At 60.9% G+C, this 21462-nt stretch carries 21 protein-coding genes; 10 read left to right on the forward strand and 11 right to left on the reverse strand.

The window, feature by feature from the left end; all coding sequences use genetic code 11:
* The 3 genes from KBY49_RS04840 to KBY49_RS04850 form a co-directional block, all read right to left on the reverse strand.
* Entirely contained in the window at positions 1-1128 is a 1128-nt protein-coding gene (locus KBY49_RS04840; protein ID WP_254933600.1) for a cell wall metabolism sensor histidine kinase WalK, read from the reverse strand.
* Positions 1121-1813 carry a response regulator transcription factor gene (locus tag KBY49_RS04845; RefSeq protein ID WP_254933601.1) on the reverse strand — a complete coding sequence of 231 codons (693 nt, stop codon included), beginning with the start codon at positions 1811-1813 and terminating at the stop codon, positions 1121-1123. Before KBY49_RS04845 ends, KBY49_RS04840 begins: the two co-directional genes overlap by 8 nt.
* 75 nt (positions 1814-1888) lie before the next feature.
* Positions 1889-2530 carry a Crp/Fnr family transcriptional regulator gene (locus tag KBY49_RS04850; protein ID WP_254933602.1) on the reverse strand — a complete coding sequence of 214 codons (642 nt, stop codon included), beginning with the start codon at positions 2528-2530 and terminating at the stop codon, positions 1889-1891.
* A 160-nt stretch (positions 2531-2690) separates the two neighbouring features.
* Here KBY49_RS04850 and KBY49_RS04855 point away from each other — a divergent pair, with 160 nt between their 5' ends.
* The gene (locus tag KBY49_RS04855; protein WP_254933603.1) at positions 2691-3638 is read left to right on the forward strand and encodes a cation diffusion facilitator family transporter; all 948 of its coding nucleotides are present in this window, start codon (positions 2691-2693) and stop codon (positions 3636-3638) included.
* Positions 3639-3647: 9 nt separating this feature from the next.
* On the opposite strand, the gene KBY49_RS04860 is transcribed toward KBY49_RS04855, so the two are convergent.
* Positions 3648-3971, reverse strand: coding sequence for a helix-turn-helix transcriptional regulator (locus KBY49_RS04860; protein ID WP_254933604.1), 324 nt, complete (start codon positions 3969-3971; stop codon positions 3648-3650).
* A gap of 147 nt (positions 3972-4118) precedes the next feature.
* Here KBY49_RS04860 and KBY49_RS04865 point away from each other — a divergent pair, with 147 nt between their 5' ends.
* Together KBY49_RS04865 and arsJ are read left to right on the forward strand one after the other, a co-directional pair.
* Positions 4119-5168: an ArsJ-associated glyceraldehyde-3-phosphate dehydrogenase gene (locus KBY49_RS04865; protein ID WP_254934032.1), complete on the forward strand. Its 1050-nt coding sequence runs from the start codon at positions 4119-4121 to the stop codon at positions 5166-5168.
* Positions 5165-6430 (forward strand): organoarsenical effux MFS transporter ArsJ, encoded by a 1266-nt coding sequence (gene arsJ / locus KBY49_RS04870; protein ID WP_254933605.1) that lies wholly within the window; start codon positions 5165-5167, stop codon positions 6428-6430. The genes KBY49_RS04865 and arsJ overlap by 4 nt, the downstream gene beginning before the upstream one ends.
* A gap of 75 nt (positions 6431-6505) precedes the next feature.
* On the opposite strand, the gene pstS is transcribed toward arsJ, so the two are convergent.
* The 3 genes from pstS to KBY49_RS04885 form a co-directional block, all read right to left on the reverse strand.
* Positions 6506-7480 (reverse strand): phosphate ABC transporter substrate-binding protein PstS, encoded by a 975-nt coding sequence (gene pstS / locus KBY49_RS04875; protein ID WP_254933606.1) that lies wholly within the window; start codon positions 7478-7480, stop codon positions 6506-6508.
* 244 nt (positions 7481-7724) lie between these two features.
* A complete protein-coding gene (locus KBY49_RS04880; protein WP_254933607.1) occupies positions 7725-9332 on the reverse strand; it encodes an iron uptake porin in 1608 nt (535 codons plus the stop codon).
* A 147-nt stretch (positions 9333-9479) separates the two neighbouring features.
* Entirely contained in the window at positions 9480-9620 is a 141-nt protein-coding gene (locus KBY49_RS04885) for a hypothetical protein (protein ID WP_254933608.1), read from the reverse strand.
* Between the two features lie 153 nt (positions 9621-9773).
* Between KBY49_RS04885 and KBY49_RS04890 the strand changes: the two genes are divergently transcribed.
* On the forward strand, positions 9774-10028 hold the full coding sequence (locus KBY49_RS04890; RefSeq protein ID WP_254933609.1) for a hypothetical protein: 255 nt from the start codon (positions 9774-9776) through the stop codon (positions 10026-10028).
* 48 nt (positions 10029-10076) lie between these two features.
* Positions 10077-10400 carry a hypothetical protein gene (locus KBY49_RS04895; RefSeq protein WP_254933610.1) on the forward strand — a complete coding sequence of 108 codons (324 nt, stop codon included), beginning with the start codon at positions 10077-10079 and terminating at the stop codon, positions 10398-10400.
* Here the strand turns inward: KBY49_RS04895 and speD are convergent.
* Positions 10356-10898 (reverse strand): adenosylmethionine decarboxylase, encoded by a 543-nt coding sequence (speD, locus tag KBY49_RS04900; protein ID WP_254933611.1) that lies wholly within the window; start codon positions 10896-10898, stop codon positions 10356-10358. The genes KBY49_RS04895 and speD overlap by 45 nt on opposite strands.
* A 174-nt stretch (positions 10899-11072) precedes the next feature.
* Positions 11073-11321, reverse strand: coding sequence for a DUF3136 domain-containing protein (locus tag KBY49_RS04905; RefSeq protein ID WP_254933612.1), 249 nt, complete (start codon positions 11319-11321; stop codon positions 11073-11075).
* A 66-nt stretch (positions 11322-11387) separates the two neighbouring features.
* Between KBY49_RS04905 and pyrC the strand changes: the two genes are divergently transcribed.
* From pyrC to KBY49_RS04930, 5 genes are read left to right on the forward strand one after another with little or no spacing between them, the layout of a single operon-like run.
* Positions 11388-12422, forward strand: a complete 1035-nt coding sequence (gene pyrC, locus KBY49_RS04910) for a dihydroorotase (RefSeq protein ID WP_254933613.1) — start codon at positions 11388-11390, stop codon at positions 12420-12422.
* Positions 12419-14041 (forward strand): bifunctional orotidine-5'-phosphate decarboxylase/orotate phosphoribosyltransferase, encoded by a 1623-nt coding sequence (locus KBY49_RS04915; protein ID WP_254933614.1) that lies wholly within the window; start codon positions 12419-12421, stop codon positions 14039-14041. The genes pyrC and KBY49_RS04915 overlap by 4 nt, the downstream gene beginning before the upstream one ends.
* Before the next feature lie 6 nt (positions 14042-14047).
* Complete coding sequence (locus tag KBY49_RS04920) at positions 14048-15373, forward strand: cation:proton antiporter (RefSeq protein WP_254933615.1); 1326 nt, start codon at positions 14048-14050, stop codon at positions 15371-15373.
* A gap of 42 nt (positions 15374-15415) precedes the next feature.
* Entirely contained in the window at positions 15416-15631 is a 216-nt protein-coding gene (locus tag KBY49_RS04925) for a DUF3136 domain-containing protein (protein WP_254933616.1), read from the forward strand.
* 30 nt (positions 15632-15661) lie between these two features.
* Positions 15662-18796, forward strand: a complete 3135-nt coding sequence (locus KBY49_RS04930) for an efflux RND transporter permease subunit (protein ID WP_254933617.1) — start codon at positions 15662-15664, stop codon at positions 18794-18796.
* Positions 18797-18810: 14 nt separating this feature from the next.
* Here the strand turns inward: KBY49_RS04930 and bchL are convergent, their stop codons facing one another.
* Both bchL and KBY49_RS04940 read right to left on the reverse strand, forming a co-directional pair.
* Positions 18811-19695 (reverse strand): ferredoxin:protochlorophyllide reductase (ATP-dependent) iron-sulfur ATP-binding protein, encoded by an 885-nt coding sequence (gene bchL, locus KBY49_RS04935; protein WP_254933618.1) that lies wholly within the window; start codon positions 19693-19695, stop codon positions 18811-18813.
* Between the two features lie 175 nt (positions 19696-19870).
* On the reverse strand, positions 19871-21460 hold the full coding sequence (locus KBY49_RS04940) for a ferredoxin:protochlorophyllide reductase (ATP-dependent) subunit B (RefSeq protein WP_254933619.1): 1590 nt from the start codon (positions 21458-21460) through the stop codon (positions 19871-19873).
* Positions 21461-21462: the final 2 nt, after the last annotated feature.

Below are 21462 nucleotides of genomic sequence, written 5' to 3' on the forward strand. Positions count from 1 at the left end.
CTAAGTCTGGCCTAGGGGCAGGGTCAACTCGAGCACCGCTCCACCTTTGGGGTGGTTGAAGGCCTGGATGCGGCCGCCATGGGTGGCGGCAATTTGCTGCACGATCGGCAACCCCAGGCCACTGCCTGTCCGGGGGCTGCGCACCCTGGAGGGATCACCCCGATAAAAGCGCTCAAACATGTGATCGAGATCTTCCTCGCTCAAACCTGGTCCCTGGTCGCTCACCCGCAGCTGGAGCCAGCCACTGCGCTCCTCGATCGCCACAGTGATGGCGCCGCCATCGGGGCTGTAGCGCAGGGCGTTATCAAGCAAATTCAACACCGCCCGGTGCAGCCTGGAGCGATCGGCCTGCAGGGCAAGGGAAGGGGCAGGTTCGAGCTCCAGGGCCACCCCACGCTGATCGGCCAGGGGCCTTAAGCCCTGCCAGACCTGCTCCACCAGCTCGGGCAAAACCACCTCACCGCTGCGGGCCGTGGCCCCAGGCGTGATGTTCTCCAACCGGGAGAGCTCGAGCAGATCGCCCACCAATTCCTGCAGCCGCAGCAATTCCCGCTGCAGACGCTCCACCATGCGGGCGTTTTGGCTATTTACCTGGCCCGCCAGGCTGTCGCCCACCAACAGCAAAGCGGTAAGTGGGGTTTTCAGCTCATGGGCCACGTCACTAACCCAGCGCTCCTGCTGCTCAAGCTGGGCCTCGAGGGATCGGCGGGTTTGTAATTGCACCCCCAGCCAGCCCTTGCTGCCAGGCACCACCAACACCTCCACCTCCTCCTCGCCGAGGCGCAAGTCGAGGCGCTGGGTCCGGTCCTGGCAGCTGGCCACCGCAATGGCGCTATTGAGGGCCTGGTCGACGTACACCTCCCGAAAAGAGCGGCCATTTAGGCTACGGCCCGCATTCACCTGCAGCAGGCGCTCGGCCCTTGGGGAAATGTGGCGAATCAGGCCGCCCCGATCAAGGAGGATCCAGCCGCTAGGCGAGGCATTAATCCACTGGAGCAACTGCCGCACACTGGGCAATAGACGGCTGGAGCCCTGCGGCCTGGCAAGGCGCCGCTGACCTAGCCAGGAAATTCCCAGGCCAGTGCAAAGGCCGATCAATAGGCCAAGGGCCAGCCAGGCACTAGCCAAAGCGATAGCCGAATCCGCGAACGGTTATGAGATGGACCGGGCTGGAGGGATTCTCTTCCAACTTTTCACGCATCCAGCGGATATGCACGTCCACCGTTTTGCTGTCGCCGATGTAATCGATGCCCCAGATGTGCTCGAGCAATTTGTCGCGGCTCCAAACCCGGCGTGGGTACTGCATAAACAGCTCCAGCAGGCGGTATTCCTTCGGGGAGAGGTTCACATCCAAGCCATCGCGGGTAACCCGGCACTCCTCTGTGTAGATGCGCAGGTTGGAGTGCTCCAGGACCTTCGCCGGCTCCTGCTGGTTGGTGGAGCGGCGCAACAGGGCCCGGCAGCGGGCCACCAACTCACGCATGCCAAAGGGCTTGACCAGGTAGTCGTCGGCGCCCACCTCCAGACCCAGGACCCGGTCGGTTTCGGTGTCGCGGGCACTAACGACCAGAATTGGGGTGTGGTTGCCCCCTTGGCGCAACTGCCTGCATACCTCCAAACCACCCAAGCCGGGCAGCATTAGGTCGAGAACGACCAGGGCGAATCCGTCTTCTTCTGGCGTGCGCTGCAAAATCTGCAGGGCATCGCGGCCGTTGCCACAGGCCGTCACGGCAAAACCCTCTAGCTCGAGGGCATCGCGCAGGGTTTCCCGGATTGTTTCGTCATCCTCGACGACCAGCAAAGAAGGCTGCATTTCCCCATTCTGGACGGGGGCCTGGAGAATTGCAGCCCAGAACGCTGACTTAACCAACGGACTTAGTCAACGGACTTAACCAGCAGCACGCCGGGGCAGGTGGGCCACCACCAAGCGGCGATCTTCGTCTTGGAGGAGCCAGCCCTCCTGCTTGAGCAGGCCCAAAACCCGGGTCACGGTGACGCGGGTGGTGCTGATCGCGCTGGCCAATTCCTGGTGGGTGAGCTTGATGTTGAGGCGGAGGCCTTGCTTACAGGGCTGGCCGTAATCGTGGGCTAGCAGCTCCAAAAAGCCCCGCAGCCGATCTTCGATCCGGCGCAGGCCCAGCAGGGCCAACATCGCCTCGCTTTGGCGGTAGCGGGCCGCCATGCCCTGCAGCAGGGCCATGGCCAGGTGGGGGGAGCCGGCAATCTCCTCGCAGCTCAGGCAGAGCAGGTCTGTGTCCACCAGGGCGGTGGCGCCGTAGACATCCACGTTGGAGAGGGGATCACCGAAGGGCTCATTGGGCCCGGCAATACCAAGCACCAGCTCATCGCCCTGGATCGAGATGGCACCGAGCTTCACCATGCCCCGCACCACCAGCCAAACACTCTTTTTGAGCATGGGCACGGAGCTGCCGGAGGGCAGGTGGACCAAATTGCGTTTCTCGTAGCTGGTTTCCAGCAGCTCAAGAAAATTCGGATTGGAGCTCGTGTCGCGGGAGGGCGTGAAGACCATCGCGGCGCCAAATCAAGTTACGAGGCAAACCCTATGGAGGCCCATCAGCACCAGGGCAAAGGGCAGGTAGTTAGCCGTTTAAGGGTTGGTTACGGAGCCAAGACCCCGCTGCTGAAAGCCAGGTTTGCCCCTAGAAACAGTGGACCTCCTAAAAGGGTGCATGGGCGACCACCACCAGCACGGCCACCAGCAGGGGCACCAGCACGGGCAGCCGGTCCATCCGGCCGTGGCTATCCAGCGCCAACCCCATTGGCGCCAGCACGAGCACCGCCCTGGCTCGGCAACGGCCTTTCGCTGGAGCGTGATCCTCAACAGCTTCCTCTCGGCCTTCCAACTTGTTATTGGGCTCGGTTTTGGCTCCCTGGCGCTGGTGGGTGATGCGATCCACAACCTGGGCGACGTGGCTGGGCTGCTGTTTGGTTGGGGTGCCGAGAAATTGAGCACCAGGCCAGCCCAGGGGCGCTTCACCTACGGCTTTGGCCGCAGCACCCAGCTGGCTTCCTTGATCAATGCAATTTTGATCCTGATCGCCGCCCTGGTGGTGGTGGTGGAGGGCATCCAGCGCCTCTGGCAGCCGGTGCCGATCAGCGGAGGACCGGTGGCGATAGCTGCTGCTGCTGGCATCGCGGTCAACCTGTTTTCAGCCCGGCTATTTGGCCGCGACCACAGCCACGACCTCAACCGCCGGGCCGCCGTGGTGCACCTTTTAACTGATGCGGCCGTGTCGGCAGCCGTGCTGTTGAGCGCCCTGGTGGTGCAGTTCACCCAATGGCATCGGGTGGATGCCTTCACCGCGATCGGCGTGGGCCTGGCCGTGGGCTACAGCGGCTGGGAGCTACTGCAGGAGGCCCTGATGATTGCCCTCGATGCGGTGCCCCGCAGCATTGATCTGGCGGAAGTAGAGGCAACCCTGCGGGCCATTCCCGGGGTAGATGACGTGCACCACTTGCATGTCTGGGGAATCAGCACCTCCCAAAACGCCCTCACCACCCACATCAGCCGGCCCCTCGGCGCCGTCGACGACATGGCCCTGCTGCATCAGGCCAAACAAAAGCTCGCCGAATTGGGAATCGCCCACAGCACCATCCAGTTGGAGCCCAGCAAGTAGGGGAAGGCCTCAGCAGCAGCTGGAGCTGGGGCGCTCCTTTGCCTGGGCCAGTTGGTCCAGCCAGCCCTGGAGGGCCCCAATTGCCTGGGGCTGGAGCTGATAGAAGACCCAGCGGCCCTCCTGGCGATCGAGCAACAGGCCGGCGTCCTTGAGCACCTTGAGGTGGAAGGAAAGCTTGGACTGGGCCAGGCCCAGATCGGCAGTGAGATCACAGACACAGCGCTCACCAGGGCCCAAGGCATCAAGGATTTGCAGGCGCAGGGGATCGGCCAGGGCCTTGAGCAGCGCTCGGGCCTGCTCAGCCGAAAGGGGGGCAATAGCGATCAAGGCCATAGCCAATTAAGCCACTCCAAGCCAAACACAGCCCAACCCTGGCAGCCACAGCAGCCCTGAGCAGCCACAGACACGCCAAATCCAACAAAAAAGATTGATGCATCAAGTAAGATTGATGAGTAATTGTCTTCTGCTGCGGAACTGGCCATGCGCATCGGCATCAACGGTTTTGGCCGCATCGGGCGGCTGGTGTTTCGGGCCCTCTGGGGCCGTCCCGGCATTGAGCTGGTCCATGTCAACGATCCAGGCGGTGATGCCCGGGCAGCTGCCCACCTGCTCGAGTTCGACTCCGTCCACGGCCGCTGGAACCAACCGGTCAGCTGCAGCAGCAACAACAGCGGGGGCAGCCAGAGCTTCCGGGTGGCTGCCCAGGAGATCGGCTATTCCCAACAGCTGCAACCGGCCGCCGTGGCCTGGCAAGCCGCCGGCGTGGAAATGGTGCTCGAGTGCAGCGGCAAGTTCAAAACACCGGAAACCCTGGCCCCCTACTTCGAGCAGCTGGGGATCAAGCGGGTGATCGTGGCCTGCCCGGTGAAGGGAGAAATCGCCGGGGCAGAGGCCCTGAACATCGTTTACGGAATCAACCACCAGCTCTACGAACCAGGCCAACACCGGCTGCTCACCGCCGCCTCCTGCACCACCAACTGCCTGGCCCCGGTGGTGAAGGTGCTGCAGGAGGGCTTTGGCATCCGCCACGGCTCGATCACCACCCTGCACAACATCACCAACACCCAGGTGGTGGTTGATGGCTTCAAGAGCGACCTGCGGCGGGCCCGTTCGTCTAGCCAGAGCCTGATTCCCACCACCACTGGCTCGGCCCGGGCCATCGGCATGATTTTTCCCGAGCTGCAGGGCAAGCTCAACGGCCACGCCGTGCGGGTGCCCCTGCTCAATGGCTCCCTCACCGATGCGGTGTTTGAGCTGGAGCGGGCCACCGATGCGGAGGAGGTGAACCGGGCCTTTGAGGCGGCCGCCAAGGCAGAGCTGCAGGGGATTTTGGGCTTTGAGAGCCGGCCGCTGGTATCGATCGACTACGTCAACGATTGCCGCAGCGCCATCGTCGATGGGCCCTCAACCATGGTGGTTAATGGCACCCAGCTGAAGGTCTACGCCTGGTACGACAACGAATGGGGCTATAGCTGCCGGATGGCCGATCTGGCCTGCCACGTGGCGGCTCTTGAAGGTGTCGGCGCATGAAACACCTCACGGGCCTGCAGCAGTACGCCATCGTCACGGCCAACTACTGGGCCTTCACCCTCACCGATGGGGCCCTGCGGATGCTGGTGGTGTTCCATTTCCACCAGCTCGGCTACTCCACCCTGGAGATCGCCTTTCTGTTTCTCTTCTACGAGTTTTTTGGCATTCTCACCAACCTCTACGGCGGCTGGCTGGGGGCCCGCTTTGGGCTGCGGCTCACACTCTGGGCCGGAACACTGATGCAGGTGGCTGCCCTGCTGATGCTGATTCCGGTGGCGGATACCTGGCCCAAGTGGTGGAGCGTGGCCTACGTGATGGTGGCCCAGGCGATCAGTGGCATCGCCAAGGACCTCAACAAGATGAGCGCCAAGAGCGCCATCAAGACGGTGGTGCCAGAAACCCCGGAGGATCACAGCAGGGGCGAGAACCAGCTGTTCCAATGGGTGGCGATCCTCACCGGCTCCAAAAACGCCCTCAAGGGGGTGGGCTTTTTTCTTGGTGGCCTGCTGCTCACCACGGTCGGCTTCAATGCCGCCGTGGGCGCCATGGCGGCCGGACTATTTCTCTCGTTCCTGATGACCCTGGTGCTGCCGGGTGAGATCGGGCGCATGAAGGAGAAGCCCGCCATTACGGCCCTGTTCTCGAAATCGAAGGGCATCAATGTGCTCTCTACAGCTCGCTTCTTCCTGTTCGGCGCCCGTGATGTCTGGTTCGTGGTGGCGCTGCCGGTGTTTCTGCAGGCGGCCCTGGGCTGGAAGTACTGGGAGGTGGGAGGCTTCATGGGCCTGTGGGTGATCGGCTACGGGATCATTCAGGCTTCAGCCCCTGCCCTGCGGCGCAGCTGGGGGAAAAGTGCGCCTCCGGGGGTGTCGGCGGTGCAGTTCTGGAGCGCCGTACTGACGGCCATCCCCGCCCTGATCGCCATCAGCCTGTGGCGCGACGTGGGCAATCCCGGCATCGCCGTGGTGGTGGGGCTGGCGGCCTTCGGGGCCGTGTTTGCGATGAATTCCTCGATCCACAGCTACATGGTGCTGGCCTACACCGATGCCGAATCGGTGAGCCTCAACGTGGGCTTCTATTACATGGCCAATGCCGCTGGCCGGCTTGTGGGCACGTTGCTCTCCGGCGCCCTGTTCCTGGTCGGTGGAATGCAGGCCTGCCTGTGGTGCTCGTGCCTGCTGGTGGCCCTTGCCTATGGGGTGAGCACCAAGCTGCCAACGCCACCCCGCCAGCTAAATGGAAAAGGAGCTATCAGCGCATAAAAAAAGGGGCCCAAATTGGAGCCCCCCTGGGAAATCAACAGAAGCCAGTTGCGGCTAGCAACTGACAAACAGCAATTACTGGCTGATCTTGTCTACAGCCGCCTTAGCCTGGGCTTGGATGCCCTCGCTAAGGGGCACAAAGCCGAGGTCGTCGGCCTGGGCCTGGACCTTATCGCTCAAGATGTAGTTGAGCATCTGCTTGAGGGCATCGGTCTTGGCACCGTTTCCTGTCTTGTAAAGGAGGAGGTAGGTGAGGGTGGTAATCGGATAGGCGCCGCTGGCGGAGGGGTTGGGGTTGCCGCCGGCTAGATCACGGTCAAGGGTGATGCCGCTAAGGGCAGCCTTACCGCTCTTGAAGCCAGGCAACACAAACTGACCGGCCTTGTTTTGAACGGCAGCCGCCTTGATTGCGCCCTTCACAAAAGACTGGCTCATGTAGCCGATCGTGCCGGGGGTGGTGGAAACTACGCCAGAAACACCCTCATTGCCCTTACCGCCCACACCCACCTTCCAATTCACGGACTTGGCACTGCCCAGGGTCCATTCCTTGGAGAAGGTAGAAAGTGAATCGGTGAAGGCCGCGGTGGTGCCTGAACCATCGGAGCGGTGCACCACGGTGATCTTGCCGGGCTTGCAACCCAGCTCCTTCCAGTCGTCAATAGAGCCCATGAACACGGATACCACCTGCTTTTGGGTGATCTTCAGGTTGCAGCCGGGGTAGTTGTAACCCAGGGCGATCGTGCCACCCACGGTGGGGATCTGCACCACACCACGGGAAACCTTGGCCTTGTCCTTTGCTGAGATCGGGTCGTCGGAAGCGGCGAAGCTCACGGTCTCATCGATGAACGCCTTGCGTCCGGCACCGGAGCCCACGCTCTGGTAGTTCACCTTGGGGCCACCGCTCTTAGCGAGGCCTGCAAACCATTTGGTGTAGATATCGGCGGGGAAGGTAGCGCCAGAACCGTTGAGACGATCGGCGGCAAAAGCTGCACTGTTTGCACCCAGTAGGGCCAGTGAGCCAAAAATCAGGGCCTTCTTTGCGAAGGTCATGGGTCAGACGTTTGGGGTCGAGCTATTAGTAGCAAAAAGCACGGCCCCGGGTCGTTAATGGACCATTAAGAGCCGATCAAGACTGGGATTTAATTCGCCGGCCAGGGCCAGGATTCGCCGGCCAGGGCCAAAGGAGCACGACCATAAAAAAGCCCCCCATTTCTGGGGGGCTGGAGGGTTTTCGTGTGAGAAGCAGTTCGAGGACTGCGTGAGGAGTGTTAGCTGATAAACAAGCCCTGAATTATCAGAACTTGAAGGTGGTCTGAATCACGCCGCCGAGGCCCTGGAAGGAAGTGTTGATGTTTGCAGCACTGTTGGCGATGCCAGAGCCGTAGAACAGGGTGGGGGTGATGGAGATGTTGTCGGTGGCTTGAATCTTGTAGAAGAATTCAAACAGCCAGGGGTTGTCCTGGTTACCACCTACAGCATTCATAGGCTGACCCAAGGCAATACCGGCGGCATTGCTCTTGACGAAGGCATCATCCCACTGGAAACCAACGAACCACTGGGAAGAAGAAGCTGTGCCAGTAGCAGATTGTGAGCCTACGCCGTTGTCTACAAAATTGTAGGCATAGCCAAAGCTCACAGAGGGGATAACCCCGGTCTTGACAGGCTGCCAGTAGGTGTTGAAGGCAACTGCGTTGCTGTACTGGTTAGAGAGAAGTGTCGCTCCGGCAGCACCGTTGCCATCACGGTTAGTTGAATCGGTAGTGCCATAGCGGTAGCCGATGGCAGCACCCCACTGGGGAGCCTTGTAGCCCAGCTGGGCCAACATGTTTAGACCGGAATTTGAATTAAAAACACCCTGGTTAGAACTAGCACCATCATCAACTCCAGAAGCAGTCCCGTTAACCACATAGTTTGCATTGGCCACCCAGAATGGCTTGCCCTTCTCCACATTCTGCTTCCACTGGAGGCCCACGCCTTGGCCAGTGGCCTTGTTGTAGACGGCGCTGGTGCCGCCCAGGGCATAGATGTCGAGAATGTCAGACTTATAGGCACTGGCTATCCAGGCAATTTCGGTGTTACGAACAATGGCGCCAAGGGTTAGCTTGACGCTCTTATCGGAAGTAACGGGGAAGGTGTAGTAAAGGCGATCAACCCAGATGTTGCTGGAGCCAGCAGTTGATTGCTCTGCCTTGTCCAGCTTGAATGGAGTAGCAGAACTACCGAAGGGCCTGGAGCTGAAGTTGCCTGAGCGCAGGCGGGTTCTCAATAGATCCTGGCCTGTGTAGCTGGTGTCGAAGCTCAGGCGCAGGTCGTAGTTAAACGTGGTGCTGCCTTGCTTCGCGCTTGTTGTGCCACCTGTACCTGATTTAGTTGAATAACCAGGGATCCCACCCAGGATCATGCTCACTTCACCCTTCAGCTTGGTGGTGGTGGAGAACTGCTGGGCTTGGAGTTTGCCCACCTTGCTCTCGAGGCCATCAACCCGGGCGGTCAGCACGGTGAGTTCCTTGTCGAACTCATCCATCAGCTTCTGCAGCTCGTCGGTCTTCTCGGAGACGCGATCGAGGCAGGCATTCAGGATGGCGGCCGCTTCAAAGCGGGTCATCGCCTGGGCACCCTTGAACTTGCCATCGGGATAGCCGGCCACACAGCCGTACTTCTCCACCAGGTTGGAAAGGGCCTGATAGGCCCAATCGGTGGGCTTCACATCGGAAAACTGGTTGACACTTGTCACCTGGTTCTTAGAAGCCCAGGCGCGGAAGGTGTCGTTGTCTTGCTGTTGGGAGTACTCGTTGATGGCAGCACGGCTGCCCATCGAAGCGACCTCTTGAGCCTGAGCGGCCATGGGGGCCAGCAGGCCGGTACCGGCCATGGCCAGCACTAGCTTTTTAGAAAGTTTCATCGGGGTCCTCACACCGATAGGTTTTTGACTTCAGACAGAAGTCAGCCATACTTTACCTATTCAGATCGGCTGCGCGCCACCAAATAGATCACCCGGCGATGTATCCCAGATCACAATTCAGCAAAATAGCCTGTAGGGCCGGCCTTTTCAGAGTGCTAATTGGGCGCTGGGGCCCAGGGGCTGCGAAGGGCCAATCCGATCAAGCACCCTGGCGCCACCAATAATGAAAGCCTGCATCAGCAGGCAGAGCACCACCTGGGGGAACCAATCATCGAGAAATTTGACCATGTCCGTAATCTCCCAACCGGGCTACAGCATGTTGAGGGCGGTGGTCCGCAGATAGTTGTGCTGCAGACAACAAGCCCATGTGCGGCAAGGTGCGGCGTCTTTAAGAATGCTTAACCTGGACTGCCTATTGTTTAAGATTGGAAAATTTTCGTAATGGGCAGCGCCCCCCTTGACGGCGATGGCCCAGGGCCTGAAGTTCAATCTCCCCTGGAAGTCCATTCCAGCTACCGGGGCTCGGACTGGACACCTGAGCGCCTGGTCTTTCACCAAAATCTAGAAACCTTTGCAGAACGCATCGGTCTGATCGTTGGCCTACAAAGCAACGGCAAATTGAGCCAGGAGCAGGCCTATGACCAGATTCGCAAAATCTGGAAGGAGCTCAAGGACAGTAAAAACAACCTGACCTAGTGATCCAGATCACCTACATCCCCAGATGCTGAGATCTACAAAGCCCCCATGGCCTTTCATCAATGGCACCACAGCTGTTCAATTTCGTTTGAGAGCGAATCCCTAACCCTCTACCTAGAGCAATTAGGCATGAGCCTTTGCCTTGCGGATTGGCAAAGCGGGGTGATTTTTGCCGAGGCAAACCCCACCAAAAAAACCGCCGGAGAAGATCTACGGCTGCTGATTTCCTGGAGCCCCCAACGCAGCGATGGTTACCTGGTTGAGGTGCGCAGCAGCGAACCCCAACGCAGTAGAAACCGCAACCGCGCCGCCCTACTTAGCGATGCCCTAAAAGCAGGGCTGCCCAAGGTGTTCTGCCAGGCGCTCAGCTGAAATGCCCGCACCAACGGATGCCAACCAATGGGGTTCGAGCTCAGGTTCGCGGGGGGTGTCGGCGATGGCGTTGGGGGTTTCACGGCGGAAGCTGGTGAGCTTGTGATTACCCGCATCCAGCCTTTCTGCCAGCACCTGGCAGGCCCTTTCCGGCATAGTGTGGTCACCGCAAGTGAACACGTCCACGGCCGCATAGCCCGATTCCGGCCAGGTGTGGATCGAAATGTGGGATTCAGCCAACAGGGCCAAACCCGTTACGCCCTGGGGCTCAAAACGGTGGGTAATCAGGTTGAGCAGGGTGGCGCCAGCCAGTTGCGCTGCTGTGGTGATGGCGTCCCTAAGGAAAACTTCGTCGTCGAGCTTGGCGCTACTACAGCCGTAGAGCTCGAGAATGCAATGTTTACCCACCGTGTCGGAGATCGGTTGGTTCGCAACGGGTGCGAGAGCGGCTCCGGTCCATCCTGGATTCGGGTGAAGCGAAGAAAGCAGCTGGTTCATCAAGATCGCGGCAAACAATCTCTAACCATACCCCTTGGAAAATCATTTTTGACGCGGCTGCCCCCCATTGCCGTCAGCCAGCACCTCTGGCGGGGCCCACGGGCCAGGCTGGGTGGCCTTAAACCTTGGGCGCGGGCATGAATTTGCGCTTAACCCACCACAGCGGGAGCAGGCTCAGGCAGCCGCAGAAACGGGCTGTTCAATCTCGCGCTTAAGCATGAAATAGAGGTAATCGGGGGCCTTGTAGCGGCTAGGCAAGCTCTTGTTCAGCAGGGTCAGCCTTTCCCAGGCAACGGTGCGCTGGATCGCCTCAATGCTTTTCTTGTCCTTGATCAGGATCCGTAGGGCCTTGCAGCAGCTGGGATAGCCGGCTTCAAGTTCACCGATCGTGGGCTTTGAGACAACGGGCGTTCCAGCGGACATCCAAGGATCTGCAATAAACCTAAAGATTCTGACATTATCCAAACAAATCTCCCCAGGCCCGCAGCCATGGCCGACCAGTCGCTCACGATTCGACAACCCGACGACTGGCACGTTCACCTGCGCGATGGCGCCATGCTCGAGGCGGTGGCGAAGAGCACGGCCAGGCAGTTTGCCAGGGCGATCGTGATGCCAAACCTCAATCCGCCGATCACCACGGTGCAGGCGGCCCAGGCCTACCGGGAGCGGATCCGCCAGGCCGCTGGCGGCGGCTTCACCCCCCTACTCACCGCCTACCTAACCGATTCCATCGATCCGGCCGAACTGGAACGGGGATTTAGGGAGGGGGTCTTCAGCGCCTGCAAGCTCTACCCCGCCAACGCCACCACCAATTCCGCCGCCGGCGTTACCAGCCTGGAGGCCATCACTGCAGTGATCGAAACCCTGGAGCGGATCGGCATTCCCCTGTTGATCCACGGGGAGGTGACCGATGCCGAGATCGATATTTTTGATCGGGAGGCGGTTTTCATCGAACGCCAGCTCGCCCCCCTTCTGGAGCGGCATCCAGGCCTGAAGGTGGTGTTGGAGCACATCACCACAGCCGATTCAGTGGATTTCGTGGCCGCCGGCCCGGCCAACCTGGCCGCCACCATCACACCCCACCACCTGCACATCAACCGCAACGCCATGTTTAGGGGTGGCCTGCGCCCCGACTTCTACTGCCTGCCCGTGGCCAAGCGCGAACTGCACCGCATCGCCCTGCGCAGCGCAGCCACCTCGGGCAACCCGAAATTTTTCCTGGGCACCGATTCAGCCCCCCACCCCCGCAACGCCAAGGAATCGGCCTGCGGTTGCGCCGGGATTTTCTGTGCACCCTTTGCCATCGAGAGCTACGCCACGGTGTTTGAACAGGAGGGTGCCCTAGACAAACTGGAGGGATTCGCCTCCGAATTTGGACCCCGCTTCTATGGCCTTCCCCAAAACCAGGGCACAATCAGGCTCAGTCGCGAGCCCCAGCTGATTCCTGAACGCCTCCATCTCTCGGGCGTCGAGCTGGTGCCCTTCCACGCCGGTGAAAACCTGCCCTGGCGGCTGCAGCCATGAGCTTCTTCGTCCAACTAACCGATGCGATTAGCGAGCGGCAGTCGCTGCTGGTAACGGGCCTTGATCCCAACCCGGAGATGCTGCAGAGCTGGGCGCAGCAGCGGGGGATGGGTGGCCGCTCCTTCCTCAGCCAGGCCCGCCAGTGGATCAAGGCGGTAATTGAGGAGACCGCCCCCCATGTCTGCGCCTACAAGCCCAGCCTGGGTTTTTATCAGGCCCTGGGGCCCGTGGGCCTGGAGCTGTTGCTGGAGGTGCGGGATCTGGTGCCGCGGGATCTGCCCCTGATCGTCGACACCAAACACGGGGATCTCAACTCCTCATCGGCCCTCGCCCATTACCTGTTCAAGGAATTTGGCGCCGATGCCGTAACCCTTTCGCCCCTGGCGGGCCAGGACATCGCCGCCCCCTTCCTGCTCTATCCCGGCAAGGCCGTGGTGATGACCTGCCACAGCTCCAACGAAGCGGCCCGCCTGATCCAGCACTACCCAAATGAGGCCGAGCCCCTCTATCTGCAGATCGTGCGCGAAACCCAGCTCTGGGGCACCCCCGAGCAGGTGCTGCTGGAGGTGGGCACCAGCGACCCGGCGGTGCTAGCCAGGGTGCGAAAAGCGGCCCCGCAGCGGTTTGTGATCCTGCGCAGTCTTTGGTCAGGGGAGGACAGCCTCGAAGCGATGCTCGAAGCGGGCCTGAGCGATGCCGCCGACGGGCTGCTGCTGCCCCTTCCCCAAAACCTCTTGATCGAAGACTCGATTGGGGCCAGGGCCGAGGCCCTGAAAAAACAAATCCGTGCCAAGCGCGAACATTGGCTAGAGCGCAGGGAAAAGCAGCGCCAGAGCAACCAAAACCAAACCAGCCCCAGCCAAGCCCCCAGCCCGGAGGCCGAGAGCTGTGCCCTGTGGATTCCACCGGAAGCGGCCAAGCCCGCCCTGGCCACTGGCCAAATGGCGACGGATCCCTTTGCGAAAGATCCCTTTGCGAAAGATCCCCTTGCGGCAGATCCCTTTGCGGCGGAACTTGGCGAATTAATTGTGGAATTGTTTGATATTGGCTGCCTGTTATTTGGCGACTATGTGCAGGCATCGGGCGCACTTTTCAACTACTACATCGACCTGCGCCAGATAATTTCCGACCCCAACCTCTTCCATCGGGTACTTCATGCCTACACCGGCAAATTGGAGGGGCTGCAATTTGATCGCATTGCCGGCATTCCCTACGGCTCCCTGCCCACTGCCACCGGCCTGTCGTTGCAACTACACAAACCATTGATCTACCCCCGCAAGGAGGTAAAGGCCCATGGGGCCCGCCGCCTAATCGAAGGCGATTTCTACGAGGGCGAGCAGGTGGTGGTCGTAGACGACATCCTGATTACGGGCGGTTCGGTAATGGGTGGCATCGCCAAACTGGAGAGCTCGGGCCTGATCGTCCGCGATGTGGTGGTGTTCATAGACCACGGCGGCGACCATGACCGCCAGGCCAAGGAACTGCTAGCCGAAGCTGGCTACCGCTGCCACGCCGTGCTCACCATCGAGCAAATTACTGAGGTGCTGCTGGCGGCCGGTAGGCTCAGCCCAGGGCAGGCTGCCAGCCTTGGCAAAGCAGACCAGCTTCCTAAAAGCTAATAGCCAATGCCCTACTTCCCATTCGCCGCCACCACTGGCCTGGAAAAGATTCCCCTGGAAACCCAGGTGCTATTCATTGGCCTACTTTTTCTGGGCGGCCTTATAATCAGCCGCTTTTCGATCAAGATTGGTGTGCCCGCAATCCTGGGGGTACTCCTACTTGGTCTGTCGCTAAATTTTGAATTTCTAAATATCAGCTTTGAAAAAGCTGAAAAGATATTTGTTTTTGGCCTGGCCTTGTTGCTGTTCTACGCAGGCCTAAAAACCGATATCAAAACCATCCGGGGCTTCCTGGAATACGGGTTAGTGCTGGCCATCGGCGGCGTTGCGATTTCCTCATTGATGCTGGGGGGCCTGATTTGGTTCCTCTCCTCCCCGGCTGGAGATTTCATAGCCCCCGGCTTCCTAAACAACATGCCCATCGGCGCTGCCCTGCTGATCGCCGCCTGCCTGGGCTCCACCGATGCGGGGGCCACGATCAGCGTGCTCGCCAAGGTTCAAAACCTCCTTCCCGATCGCCTCAGGCACCTGCTCGAATTTGAGTCTTCCGTCAACGATCCGGCGGCAATTTTGGTATTCGGAGTGATCGGGGGCATCTTTTTGTCTTCGGGTGCGGCCAACCTCAATACGGAGGCCTCCCTAGTGCGCATAGGCCTGACCGGCCTGCGGGACTTCCTCCAGCAGGTGGGCGGTGGCCTGATCATTGGTGCCCTATTTGGCTATGTGGCCAAATTCGTGATCGACCACCTGGCCCATGAGCGATCCCAGCTCCTAATTGTGGCCATTGCAATCGCCTTTGCCGACTATGGCTGCACCCAGGTACTGGGGGGCTCCGGCTTTATTGCGGTCTACCTAACGGGGCTACTGATGACAAATATGACCTACAAAAATAACGATATAAATCACAATTCCCTACAGGAAGTATTGTTGCCATTCAACACGATGGTTGAGTTCACCATATTTATTCTTTTTGGCCTCCTGGTCAACCCCCTCAGCCTCATGCCAGCGCTCCCGGTTGGCATCCTTACGGCTGCGGCATTAATGCTGGTTGCCAGGCCCTTGAGTGTGCTGATCTTCCAACCCCTATCACCTTTCACCACCAAGGAAAACCTGCTGGTTTCCTGGTGCGGCCTGCGCGGTGCCGTGCCCCTAGCCCTCTCCTACAAATTGATGGCTGAGATTCCAAAAATACGGGGCATAGATCCCTCCATGGTGTACTCCCTAACCCAGAATGCCCAGAGCATTGTTTTCATAGTGGTGGTGCTGAATTTGCTGGTCCAGGGGCTCAGCCTGCCCCGGCTCTGTTCACGGCTGAATCTGTCGGCCACTTAGGTTGAAACAGCACCCCCGCAACTCCCGGGTGCACAAAGGGTGATGAGCCATAGTCAAGGTCTAACGATTGGGGAGCTGGAAGCCAACTATTCGCTTTACTGCAAGGCCCTAAGGATTCTGTTGAAGGAAGGAAAAAACCTGGCAGCCATCCAGCGCACGGTGTGCTGGAGTCGCCTAGAGCAGTTGCACATTTGCTTGCCAAGTCGCTACAAGGCACCCGACTATCTATGTGTTGTGTTGAAGCGCGACCTCGGCTAACCAGCTATTTCCCGTGAACTGGCCCCTCCCGTGAAATCAATCAGCGATCCCTTCCTGCGCCGTCCGGTGCTCAGCTTGGTGCTGAGCCTGTTGGTATTGCTAGCCGGATTGGTGAGCCTGCCCCTATTGCAGGTGGAAAACCTGCCGCCGATTGCCCCGGGCCGGGTCACGGTGCGGACCAACTATCCCGGCGCCAGCCCCGAGGTGGTGGAACAGGGGGTAACGGCCCTGATCGAAAAACAACTGAATGGCCTGGAGCGGCTCGACACGATTCGCTCCACCAGCTCGGCCAATGGCAGCACGGTGACCCTCGCCTTCAGCGGCGGCGATCCCGAGCTCAACCAGATCAATACCCAAAACGAAGTGGCGGTGATCAACCGCCAACTCCCGGCCCAGGTGGTGCGCTTTGGCGTACAGGTGCGCCGCAGCTCCGACGATCTGCTGATGGTGCTGAATTTCAGCGCCGATGCCAACACGTACAGCAACACCTTCCTCAGTGGCTGGGTCAACCAGGTGATTAAGGAACGGATCCAGCGGCTACCGGGGGTGGGTGATGTGACCGTATCGGGCGGCAGCAACCTGGCCTTCCGCCTCTGGCTTGATCCGGCCCTCCTGGAGGAGCGGGGCCTCACGATCGGCGATGTGACGGCGGCACTGCAGCAGCAAAACCTGCTGGCGGCCCTGGGCCAGGCGGGTGATGCCCCCAGCCCCAGGGGCCAGGAAATCACCCTGCCCCTGCGGATGGAGGGTCGGCTAGATAGCCCCGCAGCCTTCAACCAACTGGTGGTGGCCCGCACCCCCAATGGCGGCGTGACCCTGCTCAAGGACGTGGGCCGGGTGGAGCTTGGCAACGAGGGCTACGGCACCATCGCCACCAACCTCAAGGGCCAGACCAGCGTTTCCCTGGCGGTTTACCAGCGTGATGGCAGCAATGCGATCGCCGTAAGTGATGCGGTGAACCGGGCCATCGATGGGCTGGGGCCGAAATTTCCACCCGGCGTGGACCTGCAGCTCATTACCAATGAGGCCGACTACGTGCGCGGCAGCATCCAAAGCACCACCGACAGCCTGCGGGATGCGGTGGTGCTGGTGTTTGTGGTGTTGCTGCTGGGCCTGGGCAATCCCCGGCTGGCCCTGATCACCGCCTCGGCCGTGCCGGTGGCCCTGATTGGGGCCTTAAGCGTGCTGAAGCTCTGCGGCCAATCCCTCAACACCCTCACCCTGTTTGGGATGGTGCTGGCCACGGGCCTGGTGGTAGATGACGCCATCGTGGTGAGTGAGGACATTGGCCGCCGGCTCGAACGGGGCACCCCGCCCCTGCAGGCGGCCCGCGAAGCAATGGCCGAGCTGGCCGGGGCCGTAATCGCCACATCCCTGGTGCTGATTGTGGTGTTCATTCCGGTGTTGGGGTTAGACGGCAGCCTCGGCCGGCTCTACGCCCCAATTGCGATCACGGTGAGCGCCGCCATTGCTTTTTCCTCCCTCAATGCCCTGAGCTTCACGCCGGTGGCAGCCTCCAGATTGCTGCAGCCAGGCCAACGGGTACCTGCCTGGCTGGCCCGCTGGATCGATCCACCCCGCAGGGCCCTGGAATCCCTCGAAGCTCCCTATGGCCGCTGGCTGGATCGGGTGATGGGGCAGAAGCGCCGGGTGATGGCCCTACTGCTGGCGGGCCTGCTGCTCACGGCGGTGGTGCTGCAAACCCGGCCCACCACCTTCATCCCCCAGGAAGACAACGGCCAGCTGCGGGGGGTGGTGATCCTGGCCGATGGCCTGGGCATCCAGCAAACCCAGGCCGTGCTCAACCAGGTGCGCCAGGTGGTCACCACCGAACCGTTGATTACCCGCGCCAATTTCAACGCCGGCAGTTCCTTTGGCGACAGCAGCCCCAACAAGGGCGTCTTATACCTACGGCTGGCCCCGATCGAAGAACGGCGCGGCCCGGATGCCTCCACCCGGGCCGTCGGGGAGCGGCTAAACGCCAAGCTGCGCCGCCAGGTCAGGGGGGCAGTGGTGCAACTGAGCGAAGCCCCCTCGGTGCGGGGCTTCAGCGCGGAAGGGGGCCTGGAGATCGAACTGCTCGACAGCAGCAACGGATTGATGAATCTGGAGGCTTTTGAAAAGCAATCGCGCAACTTCATCAAGGCCGCCACGGCCACCGGTCAATTTGAGCGGGTCTCGACCCGTTTCAGTGCCGGAGCACCCCTGATCCAATTGGTTCCCAACCGGCTGCAGATGGCCTCCTTGGGGGTGGATCTCAGCAGCGTGATCGATGTTTTAGGGGCCAGCTTTGGCTCCAACTATGTAAACGACAGCTTCGAAGGCGGGGAGGTGCGCAAGGTGATCGTGCAGCTCGATGGCAGCTCCCGCAAGGATGCGGGGGATGTGTTGAGCCTGCGGGTAAAAAGCCGCGACGGCAAGTTGATTCCCCTTGCCGAATTGGTGAGTTTGGAGCGCGGTAGCGGCCCCACCACGATCAACCACAGCCAACTGGAGCGGGCCATCAACATTCGGGCCCTGCCCAAGCCCGGGGTGAGCACTGGCCAGGCAATGGCCATCCTGGAGCGGGTGCAAAGCGAGGTGGGCAACGGCAGCACCGAACTGGCCTGGGCCGGCCTGGCCCGGGAAGAAATGAAGGCTGCGGGCGGCAATTTGCGGGTATTTGGCCTGGCGATCCTGGTGATGCTGCTGGTGCTCGCCGCCCTTTACGACAACTTCATCGATCCGATCGTGATCCTGATCACGGTGCCATTAGCCCTGCTTGGCGCCGGGCTGGGCTTGGCCGCCCGGGGCCTGCCCCTGGATGTCTATGGCCAGATGGGCCTACTGGTGCTGGTGAGCCTGGCCGCCAAAAATGGCATCCTTATCGTCGAATTCGCCAACCAGCGCCTCAAGGAGGGCATCCCCCTGGAGCTGGCGATTCGCCAGGCCTCCATCGCCAGGCTGCGGCCGATCCTGCTGACGGCCTTTTCCTCCTTGGCGGGCTTTGTTCCCCTACTTTTTGCCAGTGGCTTTGGCTCCGGCAGCCGGGTGAGCATCGGCACCGTGGTCTTCTGCGGCCTACTGGTATCAACAGTGCTGAGCCTGTTTGTGGTGCCGGTGGTCTATCGGATCCTGAAGGGTTGGGAGCTCAACTGGTTTGGCAAAGGCAACTTCATTACCTGAGCATCAGCAAGCAATCAATCAAAGCCGAGCAGGTCGAAGATCTCCCGATCTTTGAGGGATTCCGCCTCGAGAGGTTCGACGTTCTCCAGCATCCGGCGGGCCAGATTCAGGTATTCCTGCTGCACAGCCTCAACTTCCGGGGTGCTTTCCATCTCGAAGATGGTGCACTTTTTCAGACGGGATTTGCGAATCGCGTCCACGGTCTTGAAATGGGCCATCGTGCGCAGGCCTGTGCGGGCATTGAACTTGTCGATTTCGTCGGTCTCCTCGGAGCGGTTGGCGATCACACCACCGAGGCGCACCTTGTAATTCTTGGCCTTGGCATTGATGGCCTGCATGATTCGATTCATCGCGAAGATCGAATCGAAATCGTTGGCGGTCACGATCAGGCAGTAATCGGCATGCTGCAACGGTGCCGCGAAACCACCGCAGACCACGTCGCCCAGCACATCGAAGATCACCACATCGGTTTCTTCCAGCAGGTGGTGCTCCTTGAGCAGCTTCACCGTTTGACCCGTCACATAGCCGCCGCAGCCGGTGCCGGCCGGCGGGCCGCCGGATTCCACACACATCACGCCGTTGTAACCCTCGAACACGAAGTCTTCGGGCTTCAGTTCCTCGGTGTGGAAATCCACGGTCTCGAGGATGTCGATCACCGTGGGCACCATCCTCTTGGTGAGGGTGAAGGTGCTGTCGTGCTTGGGATCGCAGCCGATCTGCAGCACCCGCTTACCCAGCTTGGAAAAGGCCGCCGAGAGGTTGGAGGAGGTGGTGCTTTTGCCGATGCCGCCCTTGCCGTAGACGGCGATCACCAACGCCCCTGTTTCAATATCCATGCCCGGTTCCTGGTGGACCTGAACACTGCCTTCACCATCCGGGCGAGTGAGCGTGGCTGTCATCGAAGGGCGACGTAGGGAAAACCCAAACGCCTATAGAGATCTGCTTCCATCCAAGGCCTGCCCTGGCCCGCCGCAACACTCCTGGGTGGAAAGCGAAACATCCCAGCTACGTTGATGGTGATCTGCTCACATATGGCTAAGTGCAAATACCCAAATCGATGGCTATTGGGCTCCCCTAACGGCTGAAGTGCGATTTGGCCTCGTATAAGGCCTCGCTGTCGATCACCGCCAGCCCCCGCTCCCGGGCAAAGTTTTCGGTGTTACGCCGCACCTTGCCGCGCACAAAGAAGGGAATCTTGGCCAGCTCCGCCTCGCCATCGGCACTCCAAACCAGGCCATCAATGGAAGCAGCCGGAGCAGTTTCCAAGTTTGGGGCTGGAGCCTCGCCCAGGTGGCTGCGGTGGCCCTCCACGAATTCAAAGTCGTGGCGGAACATGCCAATCAGGTGCTCCTCCAGGCCCATCATCAGCGGGTGCACCCAGGAATCGAAGATCACGTTGGCCCCCTCCCAACCCATCTGGGGGGAATAGCGGGCCGGCACATCCTGCACATGCAGGGGTGAACTGATTACGGCGCAGGGCAGCCCCAGCCGCTTGGCGCTGTGGCGCTCCATCTGGGTGCCTAGCACCAGCTCCGGGCTGGCCTCGGCCATGGCCCGCTCCACGGCGAGGTAGTCGTCGCTAATCAGGGCCTCCAGGCCCAACTCGGCCGCCGCTGCCCGCACCTCACGGGCCTGCTCCCGGCTGTAGGTGCCCAGACCGACCACGGCAAAGCCCAGCTCCTGGCTGGCGATCCGCGCTGCGGCGATGGCATGGGTGGCGTCGCCAAAAATGAACACCCGCTTACCGGTGAGGTAAGTGGAGTCCACCGAGCGGGAATACCAGGGCAGGCGGGAGCGCCGTTCGGCCCCACATTCACCGCTGGCATCGGGTTGCAGCGCTGCCGGCAGTTCGAGCTCGAGTACGCCGTGCAGCTCCCGCAGGAAGGCCGCCGTGGCCCCAATGCCGATCGGCACGGTTTTGATCGTGGGCATGCCGAACTGGCGCTCCAGCCAGCTACAGCCCACCCCGGCCACCTCCGGGTAGAGGCAGACATTGGCGTCGGCCGTGGGGATGCGCGCCAAATCAGCTGGCCGCGCCCCCAGGGGAGCCACCACCACCACCTCAATGCCGTACTCCTCCAGCAGCCCGGTAATTTCGCGCACATCGTCGCGGCAGCGGAAGCCCAGCAGGCTGGGGCCCAGCAGGTTCACCCTGGGCCTGCGGCCCTCCTCGCGCCAGCGGCTGGGCAAGGGCTTAGCAGTGCCCGGGGCCGGCAACTGGGATTTGAGCAGGTTGCGCAGCAGTTGATAGAAGGTTTCGGCGGCGCCCCAGTTTTCCTTTTTTGAATAGGCGGGCAGGTCCAGGCTCACCACCGGAATGCCCCCCAAATCCATGCCCTGGGCCAGGGAGCCGGGCTGGTCCTGGATCAGTTCGGCAGTGCAGCTCTCACCCACCAGCAGGGCCTCGGGCTGGAAACGCTCCACCGCCTGGCTAATCGATTTCTTGACCAGCTCGGCGGTGTCGCCCCCGAGGTCCCGGGCCTGGAAGGTGGTGTAGGTGACGGGAGGGCGCCGGTCGCGCCGCTCGATCATCGTGAATAAAAGATCGGCGTAGGTGTCGCCCTGGGGGGCGTGCAACACGTAGTGCACTCCCTCCATCGAAGTGGCGATGCGCATCGCCCCCACGTGGGGGGGGCCTTCATAGGTCCAGAGGGTCAGTTCCATGG

The organism is Cyanobium sp. WAJ14-Wanaka (genome assembly GCF_024345375.1).
Lineage (GTDB): Bacteria > Cyanobacteriota > Cyanobacteriia > PCC-6307 > Cyanobiaceae > Cyanobium_A.

Excerpts from the sequence above, each read along its gene's own strand:
- KBY49_RS04845 (WP_254933601.1), bottom strand. The coding sequence starts at position 1,813 with ATGCAGCCTTCTTTGCTGGTCGTCGAGGATGACGAAACAATCCGGGAA.
- KBY49_RS04850 (WP_254933602.1), bottom strand. The coding sequence starts at position 2,530 with ATGGTCTTCACGCCCTCCCGCGACACGAGCTCCAATCCGAATTTTCTT.
- KBY49_RS04855 (WP_254933603.1), top strand. The coding sequence starts at position 2,691 with ATGGGCGACCACCACCAGCACGGCCACCAGCAGGGGCACCAGCACGGG.
- KBY49_RS04860 (WP_254933604.1), bottom strand. The coding sequence starts at position 3,971 with ATGGCCTTGATCGCTATTGCCCCCCTTTCGGCTGAGCAGGCCCGAGCG.
- KBY49_RS04865 (WP_254934032.1), top strand. The coding sequence starts at position 4,119 with ATGCGCATCGGCATCAACGGTTTTGGCCGCATCGGGCGGCTGGTGTTT.
- arsJ (WP_254933605.1), top strand. The coding sequence starts at position 5,165 with ATGAAACACCTCACGGGCCTGCAGCAGTACGCCATCGTCACGGCCAAC.
- pstS (WP_254933606.1), bottom strand. The coding sequence starts at position 7,480 with ATGACCTTCGCAAAGAAGGCCCTGATTTTTGGCTCACTGGCCCTACTG.
- KBY49_RS04880 (WP_254933607.1), bottom strand. The coding sequence starts at position 9,332 with ATGAAACTTTCTAAAAAGCTAGTGCTGGCCATGGCCGGTACCGGCCTG.
- KBY49_RS04885 (WP_254933608.1), bottom strand. The coding sequence starts at position 9,620 with ATGGTCAAATTTCTCGATGATTGGTTCCCCCAGGTGGTGCTCTGCCTG.
- KBY49_RS04890 (WP_254933609.1), top strand. The coding sequence starts at position 9,774 with ATGGGCAGCGCCCCCCTTGACGGCGATGGCCCAGGGCCTGAAGTTCAA.
- KBY49_RS04895 (WP_254933610.1), top strand. The coding sequence starts at position 10,077 with ATGGCCTTTCATCAATGGCACCACAGCTGTTCAATTTCGTTTGAGAGC.
- speD (WP_254933611.1), bottom strand. The coding sequence starts at position 10,898 with ATGAACCAGCTGCTTTCTTCGCTTCACCCGAATCCAGGATGGACCGGA.
- KBY49_RS04905 (WP_254933612.1), bottom strand. The coding sequence starts at position 11,321 with ATGTCCGCTGGAACGCCCGTTGTCTCAAAGCCCACGATCGGTGAACTT.
- pyrC (WP_254933613.1), top strand. The coding sequence starts at position 11,388 with ATGGCCGACCAGTCGCTCACGATTCGACAACCCGACGACTGGCACGTT.
- KBY49_RS04915 (WP_254933614.1), top strand. The coding sequence starts at position 12,419 with ATGAGCTTCTTCGTCCAACTAACCGATGCGATTAGCGAGCGGCAGTCG.
- KBY49_RS04920 (WP_254933615.1), top strand. The coding sequence starts at position 14,048 with ATGCCCTACTTCCCATTCGCCGCCACCACTGGCCTGGAAAAGATTCCC.
- KBY49_RS04925 (WP_254933616.1), top strand. The coding sequence starts at position 15,416 with ATGAGCCATAGTCAAGGTCTAACGATTGGGGAGCTGGAAGCCAACTAT.
- bchL (WP_254933618.1), bottom strand. The coding sequence starts at position 19,695 with ATGACAGCCACGCTCACTCGCCCGGATGGTGAAGGCAGTGTTCAGGTC.
- KBY49_RS04940 (WP_254933619.1), bottom strand. The coding sequence starts at position 21,460 with ATGGAACTGACCCTCTGGACCTATGAAGGCCCCCCCCACGTGGGGGCG.